General features: G+C 33.1%; 18 protein-coding genes. 11 read left to right on the top strand and 7 right to left on the bottom strand.

All coding sequences use genetic code 11. From position 1 onward, the window contains the following. Positions 1-87 precede the first annotated feature (87 nt). A complete protein-coding gene (gene corA, locus VB776_RS11985; RefSeq protein ID WP_323329309.1) occupies positions 88-1,158 on the top strand; it encodes a magnesium/cobalt transporter CorA in 1,071 nt (356 codons plus the stop codon). Between the two features lie 452 nt (positions 1,159-1,610). Then, positions 1,611-2,075, top strand: coding sequence for a DUF3592 domain-containing protein (locus VB776_RS11980; protein WP_323329307.1), 465 nt, complete (start codon positions 1,611-1,613; stop codon positions 2,073-2,075). 76 nt (positions 2,076-2,151) lie between these two features. On the opposite strand, the gene VB776_RS11975 is transcribed toward VB776_RS11980, so the two are convergent. The 5 genes from VB776_RS11975 to VB776_RS11955 form a co-directional block, all read right to left on the bottom strand. Next, positions 2,152-2,901: a DeoR/GlpR family DNA-binding transcription regulator gene (locus tag VB776_RS11975; RefSeq protein WP_323329306.1), complete on the bottom strand. Its 750-nt coding sequence runs from the start codon at positions 2,899-2,901 to the stop codon at positions 2,152-2,154. 278 nt (positions 2,902-3,179) lie between these two features. Beyond that, complete coding sequence (locus VB776_RS11970) at positions 3,180-5,675, bottom strand: bifunctional UDP-N-acetylmuramoyl-tripeptide:D-alanyl-D-alanine ligase/alanine racemase (protein WP_323329303.1); 2,496 nt, start codon at positions 5,673-5,675, stop codon at positions 3,180-3,182. 88 nt (positions 5,676-5,763) lie between these two features. Beyond that, positions 5,764-6,951: a phosphoglycerate kinase gene (locus VB776_RS11965; protein WP_323329301.1), complete on the bottom strand. Its 1,188-nt coding sequence runs from the start codon at positions 6,949-6,951 to the stop codon at positions 5,764-5,766. Between the two features lie 257 nt (positions 6,952-7,208). Next, positions 7,209-8,381 carry a hypothetical protein gene (locus VB776_RS11960; protein ID WP_323329299.1) on the bottom strand — a complete coding sequence of 391 codons (1,173 nt, stop codon included), beginning with the start codon at positions 8,379-8,381 and terminating at the stop codon, positions 7,209-7,211. Positions 8,382-8,389: 8 nt separating this feature from the next. Beyond that, positions 8,390-9,358: a DUF2157 domain-containing protein gene (locus tag VB776_RS11955; RefSeq protein ID WP_323329297.1), complete on the bottom strand. Its 969-nt coding sequence runs from the start codon at positions 9,356-9,358 to the stop codon at positions 8,390-8,392. 48 nt (positions 9,359-9,406) lie between these two features. On the opposite strand from VB776_RS11955, the gene VB776_RS11950 reads away from it, so the two are divergent. Further along, on the top strand, positions 9,407-11,140 hold the full coding sequence (locus VB776_RS11950; RefSeq protein WP_323329295.1) for a VRR-NUC domain-containing protein: 1,734 nt from the start codon (positions 9,407-9,409) through the stop codon (positions 11,138-11,140). A gap of 429 nt (positions 11,141-11,569) precedes the next feature. Further along, entirely contained in the window at positions 11,570-11,920 is a 351-nt protein-coding gene (gene hpf / locus VB776_RS11945; RefSeq protein WP_323260328.1) for a ribosome hibernation-promoting factor, HPF/YfiA family, read from the top strand. A 196-nt stretch (positions 11,921-12,116) separates the two neighbouring features. On the opposite strand, the gene metK is transcribed toward hpf, so the two are convergent. Next, the gene (metK, locus tag VB776_RS11940; protein ID WP_323329293.1) at positions 12,117-13,397 is read right to left on the bottom strand and encodes a methionine adenosyltransferase; all 1,281 of its coding nucleotides are present in this window, start codon (positions 13,395-13,397) and stop codon (positions 12,117-12,119) included. A 185-nt stretch (positions 13,398-13,582) separates the two neighbouring features. Continuing rightward, the gene (locus VB776_RS11935; RefSeq protein ID WP_323329291.1) at positions 13,583-14,773 is read right to left on the bottom strand and encodes a lycopene cyclase family protein; all 1,191 of its coding nucleotides are present in this window, start codon (positions 14,771-14,773) and stop codon (positions 13,583-13,585) included. Positions 14,774-15,357: 584 nt separating this feature from the next. Between VB776_RS11935 and VB776_RS11930 the strand changes: the two genes are divergently transcribed. The 7 genes from VB776_RS11930 (at position 15,358) to VB776_RS11900 (ending at position 22,328) form a co-directional block, all read left to right on the top strand. Then, the gene (locus VB776_RS11930) at positions 15,358-16,329 is read left to right on the top strand and encodes a hypothetical protein (protein WP_323329289.1); all 972 of its coding nucleotides are present in this window, start codon (positions 15,358-15,360) and stop codon (positions 16,327-16,329) included. 444 nt (positions 16,330-16,773) lie between these two features. Next, the gene (locus VB776_RS11925) at positions 16,774-17,319 is read left to right on the top strand and encodes a DUF7010 family protein (RefSeq protein WP_323329287.1); all 546 of its coding nucleotides are present in this window, start codon (positions 16,774-16,776) and stop codon (positions 17,317-17,319) included. Between the two features lie 152 nt (positions 17,320-17,471). Further along, complete coding sequence (locus VB776_RS11920; protein WP_323329285.1) at positions 17,472-18,515, top strand: PDDEXK nuclease domain-containing protein; 1,044 nt, start codon at positions 17,472-17,474, stop codon at positions 18,513-18,515. 170 nt (positions 18,516-18,685) lie between these two features. After that, positions 18,686-19,525 carry a hypothetical protein gene (locus tag VB776_RS11915; RefSeq protein ID WP_323329283.1) on the top strand — a complete coding sequence of 280 codons (840 nt, stop codon included), beginning with the start codon at positions 18,686-18,688 and terminating at the stop codon, positions 19,523-19,525. A gap of 142 nt (positions 19,526-19,667) precedes the next feature. After that, on the top strand, positions 19,668-20,786 hold the full coding sequence (locus tag VB776_RS11910; protein ID WP_323329281.1) for a transglutaminase domain-containing protein: 1,119 nt from the start codon (positions 19,668-19,670) through the stop codon (positions 20,784-20,786). Positions 20,787-21,157: 371 nt separating this feature from the next. After that, on the top strand, positions 21,158-21,835 hold the full coding sequence (locus tag VB776_RS11905; RefSeq protein ID WP_323329279.1) for a hypothetical protein: 678 nt from the start codon (positions 21,158-21,160) through the stop codon (positions 21,833-21,835). Between the two features lie 130 nt (positions 21,836-21,965). Beyond that, a complete protein-coding gene (locus tag VB776_RS11900; protein WP_323329277.1) occupies positions 21,966-22,328 on the top strand; it encodes a VOC family protein in 363 nt (120 codons plus the stop codon). Positions 22,329-22,509: the final 181 nt, after the last annotated feature.

Genomic DNA, 22,509 nt, shown 5'->3' with positions numbered 1-22,509 from the left:
TAGCAATTTACTGCTGGAATTTGAAAATTGCCAATCTACTATCTAAATTGAATACTATTTTATCACAATGCTAATAAAACGACGCTGATGTCAAAAAGATATATTATTCAGAATAAAAACTTAGGAACTTCGCCCGGTACGCTCACTTATGTAGGAAAAGAAGTTGATTTTGAGACCAAAATACTTTGGACAAGCTATAATTTTGAAGAATATGAAGTAGCTAAAATTCCTACTTTGGATACTTTTAATGTAGAATTAGCTGAGAATAAAACTTATTGGATGAATGTTGATGGCATTCATGAACCTGCCGTTATTGCTACGATTGGAGAGATGTTTACGTTGCACCCATTAATGTTGGAAGATATTCTGAATACGCAACAGAAACCTAAGTTTGAGTATTACAATGAAGAACAGCTTTTTGTGACGCTTAAAATGATTGAATACAATCCTTATACTCGTGAAGTTGAAATTGAGCATCTGAGTTTTGTAATGGGCGATGGCTATGTGATTTCGTTTCAAGAAGAACGTTCAAGAGATATTTTTGAACCGATTCTGACAAGAATTAAAGCTTCAGCGGGTAAGACTCGTAAAAATAGTGCTGATTATTTACTCTATTCTTTGATTGACTTAGTGGTTGATAATTATTTTTCAGTACTTGATAAGCTTTCAGAAAATATGGAAAGATTGGAAGAGGATATTATAAAAAATCCTAATCCTAAATCACTTAACGAACTTTATAGTATGAAACGTGAGCTTACTCTGATGCGAAGAGCGATTTTCCCTTTGCGTGAAATGTTGGCGAATTTGATTAGAGAAGAAGCTCCATTGATTACTTCGAATACCAGTCTTTATTTAAGAGATGTACTCGACCACGTGATGCAAGTTATTGAAACGATTGATTCTTTTCGTGACTTAGGTGCATCGCTGATGGATTTGTATCTTTCGCAGGCAAGTAATAAAATGAATAACGTGATGAAAGTATTGACGGTCATTTCTGTGATTTTTATGCCACTCACTTTTGTGGCTGGAATCTATGGAATGAATTTCGATTACATGCCAGAACTACATTGGCAATACGGATATTATGTTGTTTGGGGAGTAATGATTTTGCTAGTAGTTACGATGCTATTATGGTTTAAACGAAAAAATTGGCTCTGAAAACTAAAAATATTTTTTATTATTTATGGGTTTGTTTTTTAGCCATTTTTTAGAAAATAATGCTTTTTAACACTTGAGATAGTATGAAATTGAGCCATTTTCTTTCAAAAACATCTCTTTATGGCAAATTGGAGGTTTGAATAGAAGTTTTCACTGGTAAAAGTGCAATAAAAAAACTTTAAAATTCAATAAAATAATTTTTTGGCAGAAGTAAGTTTTAAAAATAGGTAAATACGACTTAAAAATTACAGATTTTGAAAAAACAGCTTTTAAAATATAAATGCTTAAATGAAAAAAATATAAAACCTAAAAAAATAGCCTTTTCGTTATCTTGTGAGTAAAACCACTCAGAAATCTAACCGCTTGGTTTTTAATGACTTTTGTCTGAAATTTGTAAAGAAGCGTAACAATTTATACTTCGTTCGGTCAAAGAATCATTAAATTTTGTGAATATGGAAAGTGCATTTAATTCAATATTACTTATCTCAGGCCCGCATGGCGTGTATGAGGGAGTGCCGCCATTGGTCATGGCTGGTTTTATCTTGGTAGCTGGAGCATTAATATTTTTAGGTATTTATTTAAGTAAAAAGCGTCGTGATTGGTTACAACATTCTGTGTTAACAAATGGTGAAGTAGTAGAAGTAAGTAAACGCTATGAACGCAGTGATAAATTAGGTCAAAGCCCAATTTTCTTTCCTGTTGTTTCATTCAGTGTAAATGGAAGACAATTCAAAATTGAAGCAGACAAAGGAATGTCAATGCTTAGTCAAGTTGGACAAACCATGAAAGTAAGATATAATCCAGAGAATCCTTACGATTCTGCTTTGGGTGAAAGAAGTATCCCAGGGTTGAATCCATCAGTTTTCTTAATATTAGGAATCGTTTTGTTGTGTACTAGTGCAATTTTAATGTTCTAATTTTTGGGATGATTAACAAAAAGGGGATGAATTTATAATTTATCCCCTTTTTGTTTGCAAACTTTTGCAATAAATTTTATAGAATCTCTACATTTTTATTCCTAAAACCAGCCAACAAGCTATCATTAGGAGCTAAACTTGTGATTAAATAGTCTAATCTTGTAAAATCACAAACTTTATAATTTTCTTCTCGGTTGATTTTTTCTTCAATTACACAAGTAACAATTTTTCTAGAAATACTCATCATCTTTTGTTTCAACAAAGACTCTTCATAATGGCGAATAGCCAAGCCTAATTCAGGATTAATACTGTTTGTTCCCATAAAATAGACATCAGCATGAATATGTTCAAGGTCTTGGAAGGTTTTACTGCCCATCGTAATTTGATAACGTTTATAGAAAGAACCTCCCAACAAAATGATTTCTACTTTAGGATGTTCCGCTAATGCTGTAGCCAAATGTGGATTATTGGTTACAACGGTAAGTTCCATGTTTTTAGGGAGTTGCTCAGCGATATAGAAATTAGTTGTGCCTCCGTCCATCAAGATGATTTTATGATTTTCAATCAACTTCATAGCCTTTTTAGCAATGGTCACAAATTCAGTATTGACGATTCCAAGCCCTTTACTTGCTTTGATTGATAAATATGAATTAGCAATAGCACCACCATGTACTTTTTTTAAAAGACCACGATCTTCCAACTCAATGATGTCACGCCGAACGCTGTCGTAAGACACATTTAGTATTTGCCCTAAATCTACTAATGTTACTTTTTTATCAGTACTTAGTTTGTCTAAAATTATTTGTTGACGTTCTTCTTTTAGCATAATACCCAATTTGAAGTATAAAAATTAAATTCCCTGAAAATTATTGCAAATATTTGCAATAATTTTTGTTTTTATAATAAAAGTTTGCATAAATTTGTATTGCAAGCATTAACCATTTCTTTAAAAACACATTAACCATTTTTATAACAATCAAATTATACATCAATCAAACCTGAATAATGAATCAGAAGCATTTTTACTCAAATTGTTTTTGATTGTAATTATGTTTTGAAAGGTTGAAGTTAAAAGTGCAAGGATTTTTTCTTGCACTTTTTTGTTTATAGCTGATAAAAAACTCGTTTTACCCTTTCGCTTACGCTTGTCAATACTTCATAAGGAATAGTGCCAATTTTATGGGCTAAGTCAGAGATGGTTAATTCTTTATTGAAAATTATCACTTCGTCGCCTTCTTGAACATTATGCACATCAGTAATATCAATCATAGTCATGTCCATACAAACATTACCTACAACTTTACATTTATGACCATTAATTAATACTTCACCAACACCTCTGCCATATTTTCTATTAAAACCATCAGCATAACCAATTGCGATTGTTGCAATTTTTGTATCTCTATTTAATTCACCCTTGCGACCGTAGCCTACGGTTTCGTCAGCTTTGATATATTTAATTTGCGAAATTACTGTTTTCAGTGTTCCAACAGTTTGCAAATTTACTTGATCCTCAGCTTTTGCGGCTACTCCGTAAAGACCGATTCCTAAACGAACCATATCCATTCGAGCTTCTGGAAAACGAGCAATCCCTGCCGAATTAGCTAAATGACGAGAAGGACTATAACCAAGAGCTTCCGAAATTTCATTTGCCATTTCAGTAAAAATATTGACTTGCTTCAAGGTAAAATCATCATAAGCTTCTTCGTCAGCCGCAGCTAAATGGCTGAAAATCGTTGAAACCCACAAATTCGGATTCGATTGTAAATAGGAAAGCAAGGCATGAAGTGCTTCTTTCTCAAAACCCAAACGGTGCATTCCTGTATCAATTTTCAAATGGATTTTTGAACTTAAATTTCTACTGTCAATATAGTCTGAAAACTCTTGTAGTATTCTGAGACTATAAATTTCAGGTTCTAAAGAATATGCTACTAATTGTTCAAAATCATTTGGAGAAGGATTCATCACCATGATAGGCAAGTAAACGCCGTTCTGTCGGAGTGCCACGCCTTCATCAGTATAGGCAACAGCCAAATAGTCAACACCATGAAATTGAAGTAAATTTGCCACTTCTGTGCTGCCTGAACCATAAGCAAAAGCTTTCACCATTACCATCATTTTAATTTGTTGCCCAATTTTATCACGATAATAATTCAAATTGTTGGTAATAGCATCTAAATTAATTTCAAGAATGGTACCATGCGTTTTTTGAACAAGACGATTTACGATTTGTTCAAAGCCATATTTTCTTGCCCCTTTAATCAAAATCGTACAATTATGAAGCGATTTTATGGCTTGGCTATCCAAAAAGTCTTGGGTGTTTTTAAAAAATTGGATGTTAGTTGCTGTTTTAGCAGAACTTACAAGAAAATGACTTTTGTTGCGAGAAATCACATCGCCAATGCCGATGAAATACTCTAAATGTCTTTCTTTGACTAAATGTGCAATTTGTTTATAAAGCTCTTTTTCAGGAATGCCAGTTTCTAGCAAATCACTTAAAATAAGTACTTTTTGTTGTCTTTGTTTTTGTTGGCTAAGGAAATTGAGGGCAATGGTTAAACCCGCTAAATCATTATTATAAGTATCATCAATCAAGTAATTTGAATTAATTCCTTGCTTCATTTCAAGCCTCATCGAAACTGGACGAAGTATTTGTAATCTTGCCTGAATTTCGGAAGTGCTGTAGCCCAAATGCCAAAGCGTAAGCATACAATGAATGGCATTTTCGATAGATGCTTCGTCAGTAAATGGAATATCGAAAGCCGTAGTAAATTTTTCAGCATTGCTAGTAACTGCTGTTAAATCCAAAAACACTTTGGTGTTTTCTACATCAACTTCCCAATCAGCACGAATGCCTGTATTTGCCATCCTTGACCAATTGATGATTTCACAATTTGGATTTTCAATGATAAAATCTGACTTTATAATCTCATCTATTTCAACATAATCAGCACAATAAATAAGCGTTTTTGCATGCTTGAAGAGCTTGAATTTCTCTTTTATTTTCTGTGAATTACTTGTGAAAAACTCGCTATGAGCGTTACCAATATTCGTAAAAATTCCAATTGATGGCTGAACAACTTTTTCCAAATTTTCCATTTCATTGGGCTTTGAAACGCCAACTTCAAATATCCCAAGGTTATGGCTTTCATTAATTTGCCAAACAGAAAGCGGTACTCCAATCTGCGAATTATAACTTTTGGGGCTTTTTACAACTTTGAAACGATTGCCTAATAATTGCGAAAGCCACTCTTTTACAATTGTTTTTCCATTACTTCCAGTGATACTGATAATGGGTAAATTAAAATGCTCACGATGCTTTTGGGCAACTTCTTGCATAGCCGTAATGCTATTGTCAACTTGCCAGATTTTTGCTTCTTCGAATCTTTTTAATTCACGAAGAATTGCTGGACTGAGCGCATTCGTTTCGACTACAAATTCACGTACCCCTTTTCTATATAAATCATCTAAAAAAAGATGACCATCATGATGTAGCCCTTTGATGGCAAAGAAAATAGAACGTTGTGGTGATGAAAGCTGACGGCTATCATTCAAAAGATATTGAGCACTTGTGTTGATGGGTAATGACTGAAATTCCACGTTTGTTTTATTTTAATTATCTCAAAGATAAATAGAAAAAGGCGATACAATTTTGTATCGCCTTCAAATAATGCAAATGCTTTTTTATTTATTGCAATGCGGCAACACCTGGTAATACTTTGCCTTCCATATATTCTAATAAAGCTCCACCGCCTGTTGATACATAAGAAACTTTATCGCCATAACCAGCATTGTTTACTGCTGAAGCAGAATCTCCACCGCCGATTAATGAGAAAGCACCGTTTTCTTCTGTAGCTTTTACTACTGAGTCTGCAATGGCATTTGTTCCTTTTGCGAAGTTCGGGAATTCAAAAACACCCATCGGACCATTCCATAATACAGTTTTAGAAGCTTCAACAACTTTCTTGAAAATTTCAGCTGATTCTGGACCGATGTCTAAACCTTCCCAACCATCAGGAATTTCACCTTTTGCAGCAATTAATGTGTTGGCATCGTTCGAGAATTTATCAGCACATAAATTATCAACTGGCATATATACATTTACTCCTTTTTCAGCTGCTTTTGCTAAAATAGTTTTTGCTAATTCTACTTTATCTGGTTCACAGATTGACTTACCAATTTTTCCACCTTCTGCCAAAACAAAAGTGTAAGTCATACCGCCACCAATTATCAAATTATCAACTTTATCTAAAAGACGTTCGATGATTAAGATTTTATCGGAAACTTTAGAACCTCCCATGATTGCTGTAAATGGACGTTCAGAGTTTTCTAATACTCTTTGTGCATTTTCAATTTCAGCTTGCATCACATAACCACAAATTCTGTCTTCAAAAAACTGACCAATCACTGCTGTTGAAGCATGAGCACGGTGAGCTGTTCCGAAAGCATCATTTACCCAAACATCACCTAACTTAGAAAGCTTTTCAGCGAATTCTACATTTCCTTTTTCTTCTTCTTTGTAAAAACGAAGGTTTTCTAATAATAAAATCTCTCCGCTTTGTAAGCTAGAAGCCAAGTCTGTCGCTGATTGACCGATACAGTCATCTGCAAATTTTACTGGACGACCAAATACAACTGAAAGTGGATTCACAAGGTGTTTTAATGAATATTTTTCAGTTGGACCATCTTTCGGACGACCCAAGTGAGACATTAAAACTACTGAACCACCATCATTCAAAATTTTAGTGATTGTAGGAATCGTAGCCTTGATACGAGTATCATCAGTAATTTCAAAACGCTCGTTTAAAGGCACATTAAAATCTACTCGAATTAAGGCACGTTTGCCAGCAAAATTGTAAGAATTGACAGTTTTCATGGATAAAGTAAATTATGTATTTTTTGTTTATGGCAAAATAATATTTTGATAATATTGAGTATTTCAAAATATTTTATTCTTTTACAAAGAGAATAAGCTTTTTGTAAATTGTTCTTGAATACAATTAGAAGAATATTAACTTAGAAATGAATTCAAGAAACAAATATACATTTTTCATTATCATTCACGAAAAAAGTATATGAATTGAGTATTTTTTCTCATAAAATCATTGAAAGGTTATAATTATTATTGTTAAGTCAATATTCGCCACCAGCGCCACCACCTGCTGTACTTCCACCGCCAAATTTTAGTTCATCATTATGTTGTCCTAGTTTATGATTCACGAGTTCAGATAACAGCAAAGTATCAATATTCAAGCCTTCATAATTACTATCAGGTGCATAAGTAAAGCCAAATTTTACTTGTTTTAGCTGATAAATAATAAATGAGGCTGTGCCAATCAGCAAAGTTCCACAAATCAGCAATGCGATTTCTGTGGGAATGATTCCGAAATAATATCGATAAGTAAAGAATGAAAATCCAGCGGTAAGCAAGCCCAATGTCAAAAAAGTTCTGTCTCGTTTTTTTAATCCAACAACAATATATACTATTGGAATTAGGATGGTGAAAAAATAAAACAAAGGAGCTAAACCGATTTGCGGAGCAACCGAAGTAATGACTTTATTAATCATCGCATTGCCTTCACGAACGATAAAGTAATTCACGCTCAAATAAGCTGAAGCCAAAGTCAGTGTTTTAAAAATATCTAAAGATGTTTCATAATAAAGATAATCTGCTCTTTGTTTTAGTTTTTCTACAAAGTAATAAGCACCTAAAGAAAAAAGTAACATGATGAATGGCAAGAGTGTTTTCCCGATAAAAAATGTGAGTGAAAAATCCACTAAAATCATTACCAACAAAAAGTAAATCACACAAGCCACAAAAACATCTGCATAACGAATATAAGCCACCAGAAAGAATGGCATTATAAAAGTAAATTCAAGCCAAGCTGGTAAATGCAAAGGTTCTAACTGAACATAAATGACTGTAACAAATGCCACAATAGCACAATATAACAAACCGTTATCAATGCCAGATTGAAATATTTTTTTAGTTGTGATAAGCGTTTCTAGCAGAAAAACAGAAAATATTCCAAAGGCTAATGCTAAAATGGTTAAACCTGTTTTAGGACTTTCTCGAAAAGTACTTTCAAAAATCAAGTACAATAATGACACACTAAAAATGCAAGCCAAACAAGTAAAAAGAAACAGTGCGATTCTGATAAATGGATTCGGCTGGTAAAAATCTAAAGGGAATTGATTTTTAATTTCAATATTTTGTTCCTCAGAGAGTAATCCTTTTTCAAACCAATCTTGGGCTTTACTTTGAAGAAACGAATTATCAATCCATTGTTGTTGATATGCTTTCATAGGCGTTTTTAGCTTTTTTTAAGAATTTTCTTCAAATTAAATAGTAAGAATATCACACCTATTCCAGTAGCAACAAAGTAATACGCCGCAAACCAAGCCCTCATTGAGTTATATGGGAAAATATCAAAAATGGCTTCTGTAATAGCTATATAGGCAAAAACAATTCCCGTCAATAAAAAAACATAAGACTGTTTTATCTTGGCATAGAAAAATAAACCGACAGAAATTGCCAGTACAATTAATGTGTACAAGTACTTGTGATGCTCACTAAAAACGCCTGCGACTCCTGCAATTAATGCCAAATTACTTCCCAATAAAAGATAAGAAAAGGCAAAATGCTGTTTTAGTTTTCGAAACTCAGAAAGTAAGCCTATTGCCATGTATAAAAGTCCGAGGGCGATTGAAGTAAAAATAAAATAGGGAGCTGTAAAATCGTTTTTAGAAAATACTGCTAATGGAGAAATAGAAACGCCAATCCAAGAAGCAAAAGCCGTTATTGCCATTGAAAGTACGCCACGGTGGTCAAAAAAGTAAGCGGAAAAGAAGAAAACGATGGCAGGAATAAAAGTAATCAAACCATATTTTTCACCAAATAAACTGTATTGATATTGTAAGTAGCCTTCCAAAGTTAAGAACGACAAACAACCTAATAGTAGCGTAAAATCAGCAAAAGGATTTACTTGTTCTACAGCATCCCAAGTAAAGTTTTGTTTTTTCCAAGATGAAAAAGCAAAGCATGATACCACTAAGAAACTAATGAAAATTACAATGGCTGTATGACCGATTGAATCAAGATTTTGATAAATAACAATTCCCAAACCGCTGCTTAAAAGGAAAATGCCTAAATAAAGTAAAATCCTTAACTCATAATGTAGCGAAAATGGTTTTGACTTTTCAGATTCATTAATCTTTTGTACTTCCTTGGTAGAAATAATAGATTTAGCATGAAATATTTCAAGGACTTTTTGGTCTGTCATACCTAAATAGGATTGTTTATCTTTGTAAATTACGAAAAAAAATGATTAATGGCTCCTGAAAAAATAGAACTGCCTCCTAAATATTACTTGGAGTATTTTCAATACTTGCTGACTTTCGTGCAGAAGAAGTACCAACACATTCTGAACGAAAATGAACAGCAATTCTTATCTTCTTTTGAGGCTTTGACGGAAGACGAGAAATGTCTGTTTATCAGATTTGCCAATCGTACAGGTTCTTTTTTTAGGACAGAAAAGCTGAAATATGCTGAAATTGAGGATATTCCCGAAGTATTGAATAGTTTAATCAACAAAGGTTTTGTAGAACCTTTAGCTAGTAAACATCTTTCGCAAGCGTATGAAGTATTAGATATTTTCAATAAATCTGAGCTGATTTTTTTAGCGAAAATGCTCAATTTAGAGACCAAAGGCAAAGCTTCATTGAAAAAAGAAGAAGTATTAGATTGGCTTTTAGAAGTTGGAGATTGGGAAGAAATCCATTTTTTGTTGAACGAAAAGGACTTTTCAGCTATTCATGCTGTTCAGCATTCGGTCGTAAAAGTATGTTTTGAAGAAGAAGTTCAACTTTTGAAATTTCTCTTTTTTGGTACTCGTCACGGCGATATGTCTGAATTTGTGACTCGTGATTTAGGCTTCCAATCTTACGAAAAATACGACGAAGATAAAATGGTGGCGTATTTTCAAACCCGACAAGAGGTTGAAGATAAACTAAAAGTAAGTTTGGCTCGTGAAGATTTCTATTTGATGCAAGAAGCCAAAATTGAATACCTAGAAATCTTCAATTGGTTTATGGATTGGACGGAAACGCATCGTAAAGAACTCACAGAAATCGCTGTTCCGACCTTTGAACGCTTTACCTTAAAGGTTGGGGCTTATTTAGAAAAGCTCAAAGCACTGGACGAAGCATTGATTGTTTTTCGTTTAACGGAGCAGCCACCTTCAAGAGAAAGACAAGTACGCATTTTAGATAAACTCAAAAACAAAGAAGAAGCCAAAGCACTTTGCGAATTGATTTTGGCAGAACCGCAAAATGCCGATGAACATTTTTTTGCAGAAGATTACTTAAATAGATTGGAAGCGGCTCTCCAAAAAAAGAAATCCAAGAAAGCCATTACACAACATTTGCATGGCTCTGAATCTATTTCAATTGATTTGATATGGAAACGACAAGTAGAAATGGGCGTGATTGATTACTACGAACGTCATGGCAAAAAAGCAACTTTCACCGAAAATCACCTTTGGAGAAGCTTGTTTGGCTTACTCTTTTGGGATATTATTTTCGATACAGATACTTTAGCCATTCACCATCCTTTACAACGTTCTCCTTCTGATTTATTCAAGCCTACTTTCTTTGAAAAGCGTAAAGAAAGGATGGAAGAACGCCTGTTAATGTTGGAAGATATTGATGCAACCACGATTTACATTCATAATATTTTCTTTGAAAAGTACGGAATTACGAATCCTCTGGTGGATTGGTATGGCGGACTTTTTCCTCTGATTATTACCCTTTTAGAAAAACTTTCTCCTGAACAAATAAGTTTGATTATGCTTGAAATGGCAAGAAACTTAAGAGAGAATGTAAGGGGTTTTCCAGACTTAATGATGTGGTCGGATGGAGAATATTGCTTTGTAGAAGTGAAGTCGCCAACGGATAGTTTATCTAATCAGCAATTGTATTGGCAACGTTTTTTTGAGAAAATTAATGTACAATCTAAAGTACTGAGAGTAGAGTGGCAAAAGCCAAATTTAGATGAATTTTTATAGATTTTATAAGCAGTTTTACGCATAAAAATCTCCTTTTTTGCACTTTTCTAATAAGTTTTCATCGTTACTATATAGCAGGATTCAATAACTTTGATTATTCAAAGAATGTGGATTTAACATTTGGATAATCAAAATATAATCTCTAAATTCATTATAAGAAAAAGCTCAGAAAAGTTATAGACCCTGTTTTAATGAGAGGGTTTATTTGACTAAAACGGAGAGTTCTTTGTTTCGACTTTAATGTTTCTTATTCATTATTTTTTTGTTGAATTATTTTTTTTGTTTGATTGCAATAAGCGGAAAATTGTTAGAGTAAGTAAAAAAAGAATTTGAAACAATTAAGGTAAAACAGAGAACTGCTCCATTGAGCAAAAGCTTTATCTGAGGGCTTTCTTTTAAAATTTGTTTAACTTTAAACACCGAGTGCGTATGAAATTACAAGTGCATTCAATTCACTTCGATGCTGATATCAAGCTATTGGAGTTTATCCAGTCAAAATTAAACAAGCTGGATACTTTTTATGACCGAATTACTGGTGGTGAAGTATTTCTTAAAGTAGATAAAGGAGATACGAAAAAGGTCAGAAGTAAAATGTTGGAAGTTAAAATTAATTTACCCGGAGGCACGCTTTTCGTAAAAGAACAGGGTAAAACTTTTGAAGAAGCAATGGATATTGCCATTGAAGCTTTGAAAATCCAACTTAAAAGATTTAAAGAACGAATACAAGAAAAAGCTAATCCGACTAGAAATGTACTGATGTCGATGGCTATGGAAAGTTAACATTATAATGCAAATTGCTTTGAAAGGGAACTTCGATTGGAGTTCCCTTTTTTATTTGTCTTCGGATAGAGTATAAATTGATTTTTTTAGGCTTGAGGTATAAATTAGATAATATTATAAAATGGTTAATAGTAAAAAAAATAAGGTGCCGATTGACGCCTTATTTTTTTGTAGTATGATTAAATGCTTTTTGTAATTAAGCCAAACCAAATTTAGCTTTTACAGCATCTACATAATCTAATTTCTCCCAAGTAAATAACTCTACTTCTTTTTCAAAAACAACACCGTCTGGTCCTTTGAATGATTTTGTTATAATCTCATTTGTACGACCCATGTGTCCGTAAGCGGCTGTTTCTGAATAAATTGGGTTACGTAATTTTAAACGTTGTTCAATTGCATAAGGACGCATATCGAAGATTTCTTCTACTTTACGAGCAATCTCTCCGTCCGTTAAACCAACTTTGCTAGTGCCATAAGTATTGATGAAAAGTCCACAAGGTTGTGCAACACCAATTGCATAAGAAACCTGTACTAAAACTTCGTCAGCTAAACCTGCAGCTACTAAGTTTTTCGCTACGTGACGAGTTGCATAAGCTGCCGAACGGTCAACTTTTGAAGGATCTTTTCCAGAGAATGCACCTCCACCGTGAGCCCCTTTTCCGCCATAAGTATCAACGATAATCTTACGACCTGTCAAACCTGTATCTCCGTGAGGACCACCGATTACAAATTTACCAGTTGGGTTGATGTGATAAGTAATTTCACCGTCGAATAAACCTTGTAATTCTGGCTTACATTTATCTTTTACTCTTGGAATGACGATATTGATAATATCTTCTTTGATTTTCGCCAACATTGTTTCATCATCAGAGAATTCATCATGCTGTGTTGAAACTACGATAGTATCAATTCTTTGAGGAACATTATCGTCAGAGTATTCAATGGTTACTTGTGATTTTGCATCTGGACGAAGGTAATTAATCAATTCTGGTTCGCTGTTACGAATCGCAGACATTTCCTTCAAGATTTGGTGAGCCAAATCTAAAGCCAAAGGCATATAGTTGTCAGTTTCTTTGGTGGCATAACCAAACATCATCCCTTGGTCACCAGCACCTTGAGCATTTGCTTTTGATTCGAAATCATCAGCCGTTACTCTATCAACACCTTGGTTAATGTCAGCAGATTGGTCGTGGATAGCAGAAATAATCCCACAAGAATTTGCCTCAAACATGTATTCAGATTTAGTATATCCGATTTTACGAATTACATCACGAGCAATCGTTTGTACATCAAGGTAAGTATTTGTTTTTACTTCACCTGCCAATACCACCAAACCAGTGGTTACAAGTGTTTCGCAAGCTACTTTTGAAGATGGATCAAACGCCATGAAGTTATCAATTAATGCGTCTGAGATTTGGTCTGCTACTTTGTCTGGGTGTCCTTCCGATACCGACTCAGAGGTGAAAAGATATGCCATTATGAATATTTTATATTTTGTGAATCAATCAAAGTACAAATTTATCACTAATATTTTTATTTGACAATTTGGCTTATTGAATGCTGTATTTATAGATAAATTATCTTTAAATAGGTATATATTTAATGATATTAACTGTAGAAAAGATAATTCACCTAAAATATTAGGAGTAATACTACTAAAATTTAATAGAGTTTTGAAAGGAGAACTCCTTTTAGTCCTATAATAAAAGGAAAAGTAGGGACACTGTGCATGATACTAATATCTTTCAAAACGCTAGTGTCTTCATCTAAAAACTTTAATACATCGGCAGGGCGGTTGTTTTGAAAGAGCTTAGTGAATATTTCATCGGCAGGCATTCTTTTATGAAGCATTACGTTCAAAAGCACACTATCCAAAAGAGCTTTCCAAGTACTTGTGCTAAAATTACCTTTGAAAGTAAGAGTAGTATTCTTGCTTTTTACTTCTTCTAAATCCTGCACTAATTGCTGTAAAAACCTTTGTGTACGCTGAAAACTATAACCCGTAGAAGCTTTTACATAACCTCCAGCCGTGCCAATTCGGATAACTTTAGGGGAAGGCGAAATTACTTGTGGTTCATCCGACATCGGGATTACGCCAGATTCTACCTCAGTAATTTGATAGTCTTCAATCTTTAAAACCTCTTTGATATATTTTTTCAAAGCATCATTATATGAAGCTTCGTCGAGTAAATTATCAGAGAAAATGGTAAATTCTATCAAAGCCTTTTTCTCTGAATGCGGCAATACATAGACAAATCTACATTCGTTTTGTTGCTCAATCCTGAAATCAAAAAGGGTAGGTTGTTCAGGATTAAAACTAGGTTGAGAAGTTTCAATTACCCAGCCCTTAAAATGTTGCAACATATTATGATACTTAGCCTGATTGAATTTAGATACAGAAATACTATCAAAAACAAAAGTCTTAGCTTTGAAAACACCTTGATTTGTCATCACTATAGCATCATCTACGGTACTTTCAATATGTTCGATGTCGGCTTGCAAGAAAGTAATATTCGGATTCTTTTTAAGCTCTGGAATCAGGTACTGATAGAAATCCTCTCCTCGAAGCATTTTATACGAGTACTCTTCAATGTTAAGAAATGAAGCAAAATCTTGATGCCCATAGAACCAAAGTCCCTTCCATTTTCTACCAATAATCTCTTCAAAAGGACTATTTCCTTGTTCCCAAAAGCACCAAGTATGGTCATTCGCTTGTTTTACATCACGGTCGATAATTAAGATAGACTCATTTTTCAACAAGCTTTTATTCAAATAAAAAGCCAGAGAAAGCCCCGCCATACCGCCACCAGCAATGATATATTGATAAGTATTTGGAAGATTTTGATTCATCATAAATGTGAAGAAAAGCCAATTTAATGATTTTGTACGAAAACCATTCTACTCAATCAACTCGAAAAGCTAAATCTTGTTAGAAAATTTTTAGCTATCAGCCTTGAGCCTTTAGCTTTGAGTTTGTTTTTTGTGGGTATTGTTAGATGAAATAGCCATCTAGTAAAAAGCAATAGGCACCTTGTTAGATGAAATAGTCATCTAGTAAAAAGTAGTGAACCTCTTGTTTGATGAAATGGTCATTTAGTAAAAAGTAATGAGCATCTTGTTTTATAAAATGCTCATCTAGTAAAAAGTAATAGGCATCTTGTTTGATGAAATAGTTATCTAGTAAAGTATAATGAGCGTCTTGTTTGATGAAATTGTCGTCTAGTAAAATTAGCTAGAATGTTACAAAACCATTATCCCTATTTGAGTTTTTGGACTTAAAGTTACTATATCGTTTGTAGAGAAAAAATAAAGTAGTACTTTAGAAAATAGAATTATATATACTAGCAATATATAACGGACTACAATACTTTCACATATTTGCGAGTTACATCCAAGTAGTAGGACGACGAGCTACCGAAAAAAAACATGAACTATAAATGACAATAAAAGAAGCTATTTTAAAAAGCCTAGATGAAATAAATAATTTGACGAACTATCTAGAAATTCATAATCATATAATTAAAAACAATTACTATGATTTTGGATCAGCAAAAACGCCAGCTTCAACAATTTCGGCTTTACTTGGCGACTTTATTCGAAATGGCGACACAAGAGTAAAAAGAATAAAACAAGAAGGTGGAAGTTATTCTTACTACCTGACTAAAAACGAGCAGAATATCGGTGTCGAAGTTTTGAGTGGGGACAACGAAGTTGTGACTATAAAACTAGTAAAAGCAACTAAATCTAAAATTTATGAAGAGCGAGATTTACACAAACTTTTGAGCAGTTACTTAAAGAATACAGACACTTACTCAAAAACAATTTTTCACGAACAATCGAATGGAAAAGACAACAACCAAATTTGGACACATCCAGATATGGTTGGAATTAAATTTTTGAACTTACAGACAAAAGCAAGTCAAAATTTTTTGAAGTCTATTAATCGTGTTGATACTTTCAAAATTAGCTCATACGAACTTAAAAGAGAAATAAATAGTGACAGTGAACTGAAAAAAGCATTTTTTCAAGCAGTTTCAAATTCAAGTTGGGCAAATTATGGTTATTTAGTTGCTTTTGAATTTAGCGATAGTTTGAACGAAGAAATGGCAAGGCTTAATCAATCTTTTGGAATTGGAATTATAGAACTTAATGCAAATCCATATCAAAGTAAAGTTCTCTACCCTTCTGTTTTTCGGGACTTAGATTTTAAGACAATTGACAAACTCTGTAAGATGAATAAAGAGTTTGAAAAATTTATAGAGCAGACAGAGAAACTAATGACAGCAAGTGAAAAATATGTTTCGGGTGCTGAAAAAGAATTGGACGAATTTTGTGACTGTTACTTTGCAAACGACACAGAAGTTGAAAATTATTGCAAAGACAAACATATACCTACAAACGAAGAATAACCACTGGCTATAACATTGATTTTTCGCCGTTATTGTTGCTTGTTCACCTACAACACGAGCAAAAGGAATGTAGTAATTACCAAAACTACATTTTTGAGTTGATAGAAAAGCCTAAGATTAATTGGAGTATTTTAAAAATAGTAAATAGCCCTTTTCCCCAATCCCGAAGGGATGTCAGGATTATAGAAAAGAGTAAGATATTGTTTCTAAAACCCCGAAGGGGTAGTATAGATGTGTCGTATCACCCCTTCAGGGTTTTGGTTTTTGTCAATGGTTTATCTATAATCCTGACACCCCTTCGGGATTTTCCGCTGTTGTTTGTTCACTAACAATAGGTGTGTAAGCTACTTACCAATTATCAAAACCAAAATTTTTGAGTTGTATAAAAGCTTAACATTAGTGGCAAGTATAAAGCAGAATCAAGTATCTAACACAATATAAAATATGGATAATTTAAAGGAAGCTCAGGAAGATATGAGAAATGGCTACGGCTTTGGCTCAATCGGTATTTTTGTTTCAGGGACAGTTTGGATTACCGCTGGTTTAATGGTGAATTTATATTCATCTCAAAAAGGGATTTTGACCTTAATTATTGGGGGAATGTTCATTTTCCCATTGGCAACATTAATTGAAAAACTTATAGGTATCAAAGGAGGACATCATAAAGATAATCCTCTCGGAAAACTTGCAATGGAAGGAACAATATGGATGATTATGTGTATTCCCTTAGCTTATGGTTTATCTCTTGTTAAAACAGCATGGTTTTTCCAAGGAATGTTGTTGATAATTGCCGGACGATACTTGACTTTTGCCAGTATTTACGGTTTGCGTATTTATTGGCTTTTGGGAATTGTTTTGGGCTTGGCAGCTTATGGTCTATTTATCATGCAAGCATTAGATTTTACTTCTGCATTGACAGGTGGTTTAATTGAAATTGTTTTTGGTGTAATTGTTTATGTTTTATACAGAAATAACAAACAAAAGAATTGAGTATTTTCACCATTGTTGATTTTGTCACTGAGTTGCTAAGACCAATATTACCTGTGGTTAAACTGTAATTTTTCACAGATAGACGTTAGCAGATATTGCATTTGAACACTCGTCTTTAGAAATTCAAGCTTTTAAAATTTTATATTTGTGTTATGAACTTAATACAAATTAAGATGACGAATATTCCCTTAAAGAACTTATCAAAAAAGATTTCAGATTTACTTAATGAGGCTCGAAAAAGAGTACTTCAAACGGTAAATCATACCATGGTTTTGACTTATTTTGAAATTGGAAGAATGATTGTTGAGGAAGAACAAAATGGAAAAGAAAGAGCTGATTATGGAAAACAATTGCTATCTGAACTATCTCACAGCTTGAATAAAGAATTTGGAAAAGGTTTCTCGATAACGAATTTACAGCAAATGAGACAATTCTATCTTATTTATTCAAAACAGCAGACACTGTCTGTTAAATCTGAAAAAGGTCAGATAGAGTCTAACGAATTCAAGCTTAGTTGGTCTCATTATCTAAAACTAATGCGAATTGACGATGAACTTGAAAGAAAGTTTTATGAAATTGAAACTTTCAAAAATAATTGGAGCTTAAGAGAATTGGACAGACAATACAATTCTGCCCTATTTACGAGACTTGCATTAAGCAAAAACAAAAATGAAATTTTAAAACTTGCTGAACAGGGTCAGGTTGTAGAGAAACCCCAAGATGCGATCAAAGATCCTTATGTTTTAGAGTTCATCGGGCTTCCAGAACAAAACACTTATTCAGAAAGTGATTTAGAACAAAAGCTTATCGACAAACTTGAAAACTTCCTTTTGGAACTTGGAACAGGTTTTACTTTTGTTGCAAGACAAAATAGAATAAGTTTTGATGACAAGCATTTCAGAATTGATTTAGTTTTTTACAACCGAATTTTGAGATGTTTTGTACTCATAGACCTGAAAGTAGGAGAATTAAAGCATCAAGACATAGGGCAAATGCAGATGTATGTTAACTTTTACGATAGAAAAGTAAAACTTGAAGACGAAAACAAAACAATCGGGATAATTCTTTGCCAAAACAAAAGTGAAGCAGTGGTTGAGTTCACACTTCCAGAAAACAATACTCAAATTTATGCAAGTAAATATTTGACAGTTTTACCAAGCAAAGAAACGTTAATAAAACTAATCGAAAAGGACTAAACAGAAATTAATATCATGTAATAAATATGGTATTGCCAAAATCGGAGCCGAATGGCTCTGACCGATAGATTTTGTTCTTCGATTGAACTTTTGAGCTAAAACACCGTATCACTAAGCCGTAAAACCTTTAGAGCCAATATTGAAAACCTACAAAAAAGACTAATTTAACAATGAAACATTTTTTCTTGCTGACAATTTTAACGATAATTATAGTGTCATGTTCGCCTAATATTAGGTCAAAAATCACCTCTAAACAACCTTTATTAGCTGACAATGAACCTGTTTTGGTTTTTCAGAAAGATGAGCCTTTTGACAATAATGGAATAAAAATTGGGACTATTAGGGCTGGAGACTATGGTATGTCAACAAATTGCTCATATAACGAAGTTATCAGAACGCTAATTCAGCTTGCTAAACAGAATGGGGCAAATATTCTAAAAATTACAGAACACAAAACGCCTGATATGTGGAGTACTTGTGACAGAATAACTGCCCAAATTTATAGAGTTCCTGATTTTAGGAAATATGAAAAAGAAATTATTTGGTCACCAAATCGCAAACTTACTTGGGATGACTTTAAAGGGAGTCCTAAGCCAATTTCAAACAGTAACGTTGCTGCGACAACTTATTGTGGGTTTGGGTTTGAGACGAACAGAGTAGCGTTGTTTAAAAAAATAAAAATTTACACCAAAGCAGTTTTTGATTGTAAATTGAGTTGGGTAGCACAAGACCAAGTAGGCAGACAAGACTTATTAGAACACGAGCAAACTCATTTTGACTTATGCGAAGTATATTCGAGAATATTAAGAAAACGAATTGAAGAGAAAAAATTGACAGTTTTTAGTATAGAAAATGAAGGGAATGCTATTTTTAAAGAGGTTTATGATTCTTATTTGAACAGACAAGAACTTTATGAAAAGGAAACGAATTTCGGACTTAACAGACAAAAACAAATTGAGTGGACTAAAAAAGTAGAGAAGGAACTCGCTGACCTTAACGCATTTTTGTGAGGTGAAATATTCATATAATTATTTAATACGCCATTATCGATGCTTGAGACAGGGTTGTTAAAACCAACAATACCCGTGGTTAAACTGTAATTTTTCACAGATAGACGTTCACTAAAATTTTAACACATAACTTAAACATAATATGAAACTACAAAACCTAATACTCACAGTTTTAATATCGTCCTCTTCAATATTGGCTTATAGTCAAAAAACTTACAATGGTCTTCCTGTCATAGAAGCAAATAATGCCAAAATCAAATATTATGTAAACAATATTGAAAACAGTAATTGGACAGTTACCCCTAAAGTTGCAGACGATACACTTCTCATTAAAACTTACCTTTCTGAAAAAACTAAAATTTTGTTCAAGTTCAAAACAGATATAGATAGTATAAAATTTGAAATTAAGAATGACGAAGCCAAACGTTTCTATGTTCATTTAAACAATGAATCTTATGCCTTGACAACCGTAAGAAGACAGAAGATATTTATACCAACGTTAAATTATGCTTCAACAAAAAGCAATCCTAAATATAAAATTTTATACACCAACGAAAATGAAAAAGAGTATCTTAATTCCTTGAATTCAAAATATCCGATTCCTTTCAAAAATTCAAAAACGCAAATTGATAAAGTTTTGACTATTTTAAATTGGACTCGTAGCCAATGGGAACATAGAGGAGATGTAAGTCCTAAAAAAAATGATGCTATCTCAATTTTAGATGAAGTAAAGGAAGGAGGAAGGTTTCCTTGTTTTGCTTATGGATATGTCTTGGCATCACAATTAAAGGTTTCAGGCTTTAAGTCAAGAGTTATATATCTTAAAACCAGTGATATCGCAACGTCAATGCGAGGCGGAGGACACGTTGCGACTGAAGTTTTTATCGATGAATTACAAAAATGGGTTTTTGTTGATGCTCAATTTAATGCCATGCCTTTTCTTAATAACGTTCCTTTGAATGCAGTAGAATTTCAAAATGCTATTAGAACAAATTTTGATAAACTGGAATTTAAAAGTCTGGGGAATGTTGATAAAATGTCCTACATAAGTTTTGTCCAACCATACCTTTATTATTTTGATTGTTCTTTTGACCAACGTGAAGCTGTAATTACAGAGCGTAACAGAGTAAATAACAAACGAAGTTTAATGCTTGTCCCTTTAGCTACAGAAAATCCTACTTTCATGTTGGTGTGGAATTCAAAAATTGATTATTGTGAATATACAAACTCAATTAATGATTTTTATGCAAAGCCAAATTAGATGGAAGAAACATCTGCCTCTCGTTGGTCACGCTCGCACTATAATTAGAAATAACTATTCATAAGTAAAAGGACAAATTAAATTGACAATAAATCTATGTTTGAATGTAGTATTAACTATCTGATTTTAAATTAAATACAGTTAACAGATATGCCGTTAACTAATTTCCGCCGTTGTTGGTGTTTGTTCACCAACAACACGAGCGTCAGCAAGCACCAATTATCAAAACTATATTTTTTGAGTTATAGGAAAGCCTACGATTAATGGAGTTTTTTAACCAAGAGCTTGTTTCTTATTTTTGATAAAGTAAACTGTAGTTTTTCACAGACGGACGTTAGTTGCTATGATTGAATTACACATCAACATTAGAAATGGATTGGAGATTTAATACAATTTGGTTTGAGCAATTAGAACAAGATAAAATCTTTCAGAAAGATTTTAAAGAAAATATTATTGCCACTGAAAATAAGAATTTTGGAAATGCTGAATATGCAGTCATTTGGCATCTGCAAGAAAAACTTAAATCTTTTGATAATCTATCTCAAAATGACAGCCTATCATACCTTGAGTTAAATTGGGCAGACATCAAGAATTTTGATAGAATAGAAAAGTTTAAGCATTTAAAAAGGCTAGAATTGCACTACTGTATAAAACTCGAAAGTGATTTTGGATTAAGTCGGCTTAAAGACAGTCTTGAATTTTTGCATATTAACACATCGAAGAAATTTAAGTTTACAGACGATTTACTTCAACTTAAAAAGTTGAGAGTATTGAGTTTAAATGCTTGTGAACCAATTGACAATCTTGATTTTTTAATAAACTTTCCAAATCTTATCGACTTTCGTTTTGTAAACACAAACATATTGGATGGAAACCTGAATCCAATTCTGGAGCATCCTACAATTAGGACGGTTGGCTTCTTAAACAAAAAGCACTATAATTATAAGTACGAAAAAATAAAGTTTAAACTCGATAAAAAGTTTGACGACGAATATAAAACTATTGTTTATAAAGGACAATGTTTGACGTACAGATACGACTACGAATAAAAGCCAAACCTCTAACTGGTAGTTAGATTGTTTCCTATTACCTAAAATGTTAAAGAGCGTTACGCTCGCACTATGATTAGAAATAACTATTCATAGATTTAGGAGTTATACAAATTTAAAATCTTAGTTTATGAATTTTGAAAAGCTAGTTCCTAATGTTTACTATGTAAATATTACCCATGGGTTGAAATTTTTTGCCGACTGTTTGGGGTTTGCCATTGTACATAATGAAATAAAATCAAGCGAACCGTTTTGTGTTTTGGAAAAAGATGGATTACAGATTTATCTTTTTGAACATGTAAAACTTGCCAAAGAACATAATCCAGAGTTTAGGTTAGTGACTAAAAATATTGAAGAAGTTTATGAAAAGGTGTCTAAATCTCATCCTGAATTTCTTCATCCTAACCTTAATAAAATTACGCTTCGTCCATGGGGAGCTAAAGAATTTGCATTAAGGGACGAACAAGTTTGTGTTATAATTCAAGCATGGTAAAATCTTTTGCCGTTATTGTTGTTTGTCACGAGTCACCAAGACCAATGATACGTGCATAAATAGGCTTCCCTTTAATCTTGTAAATATTTAATAATCAATATATTACCAATAAAATAACCCCGGGAAAGTGTCAATACTGGCAATTTTCGGGGTTTTTCTGTATTTTGTTTCTGCTAAAAAA

Origin of the sequence: Arcicella gelida (assembly GCF_034931025.1) — a bacterium.
Classification (GTDB): domain Bacteria; phylum Bacteroidota; class Bacteroidia; order Cytophagales; family Spirosomataceae; genus Arcicella; species Arcicella gelida.
The sequence above is the reverse complement of the archived record's forward strand: the minus strand, read 5'-3'. Positions and strand labels throughout refer to the sequence as shown.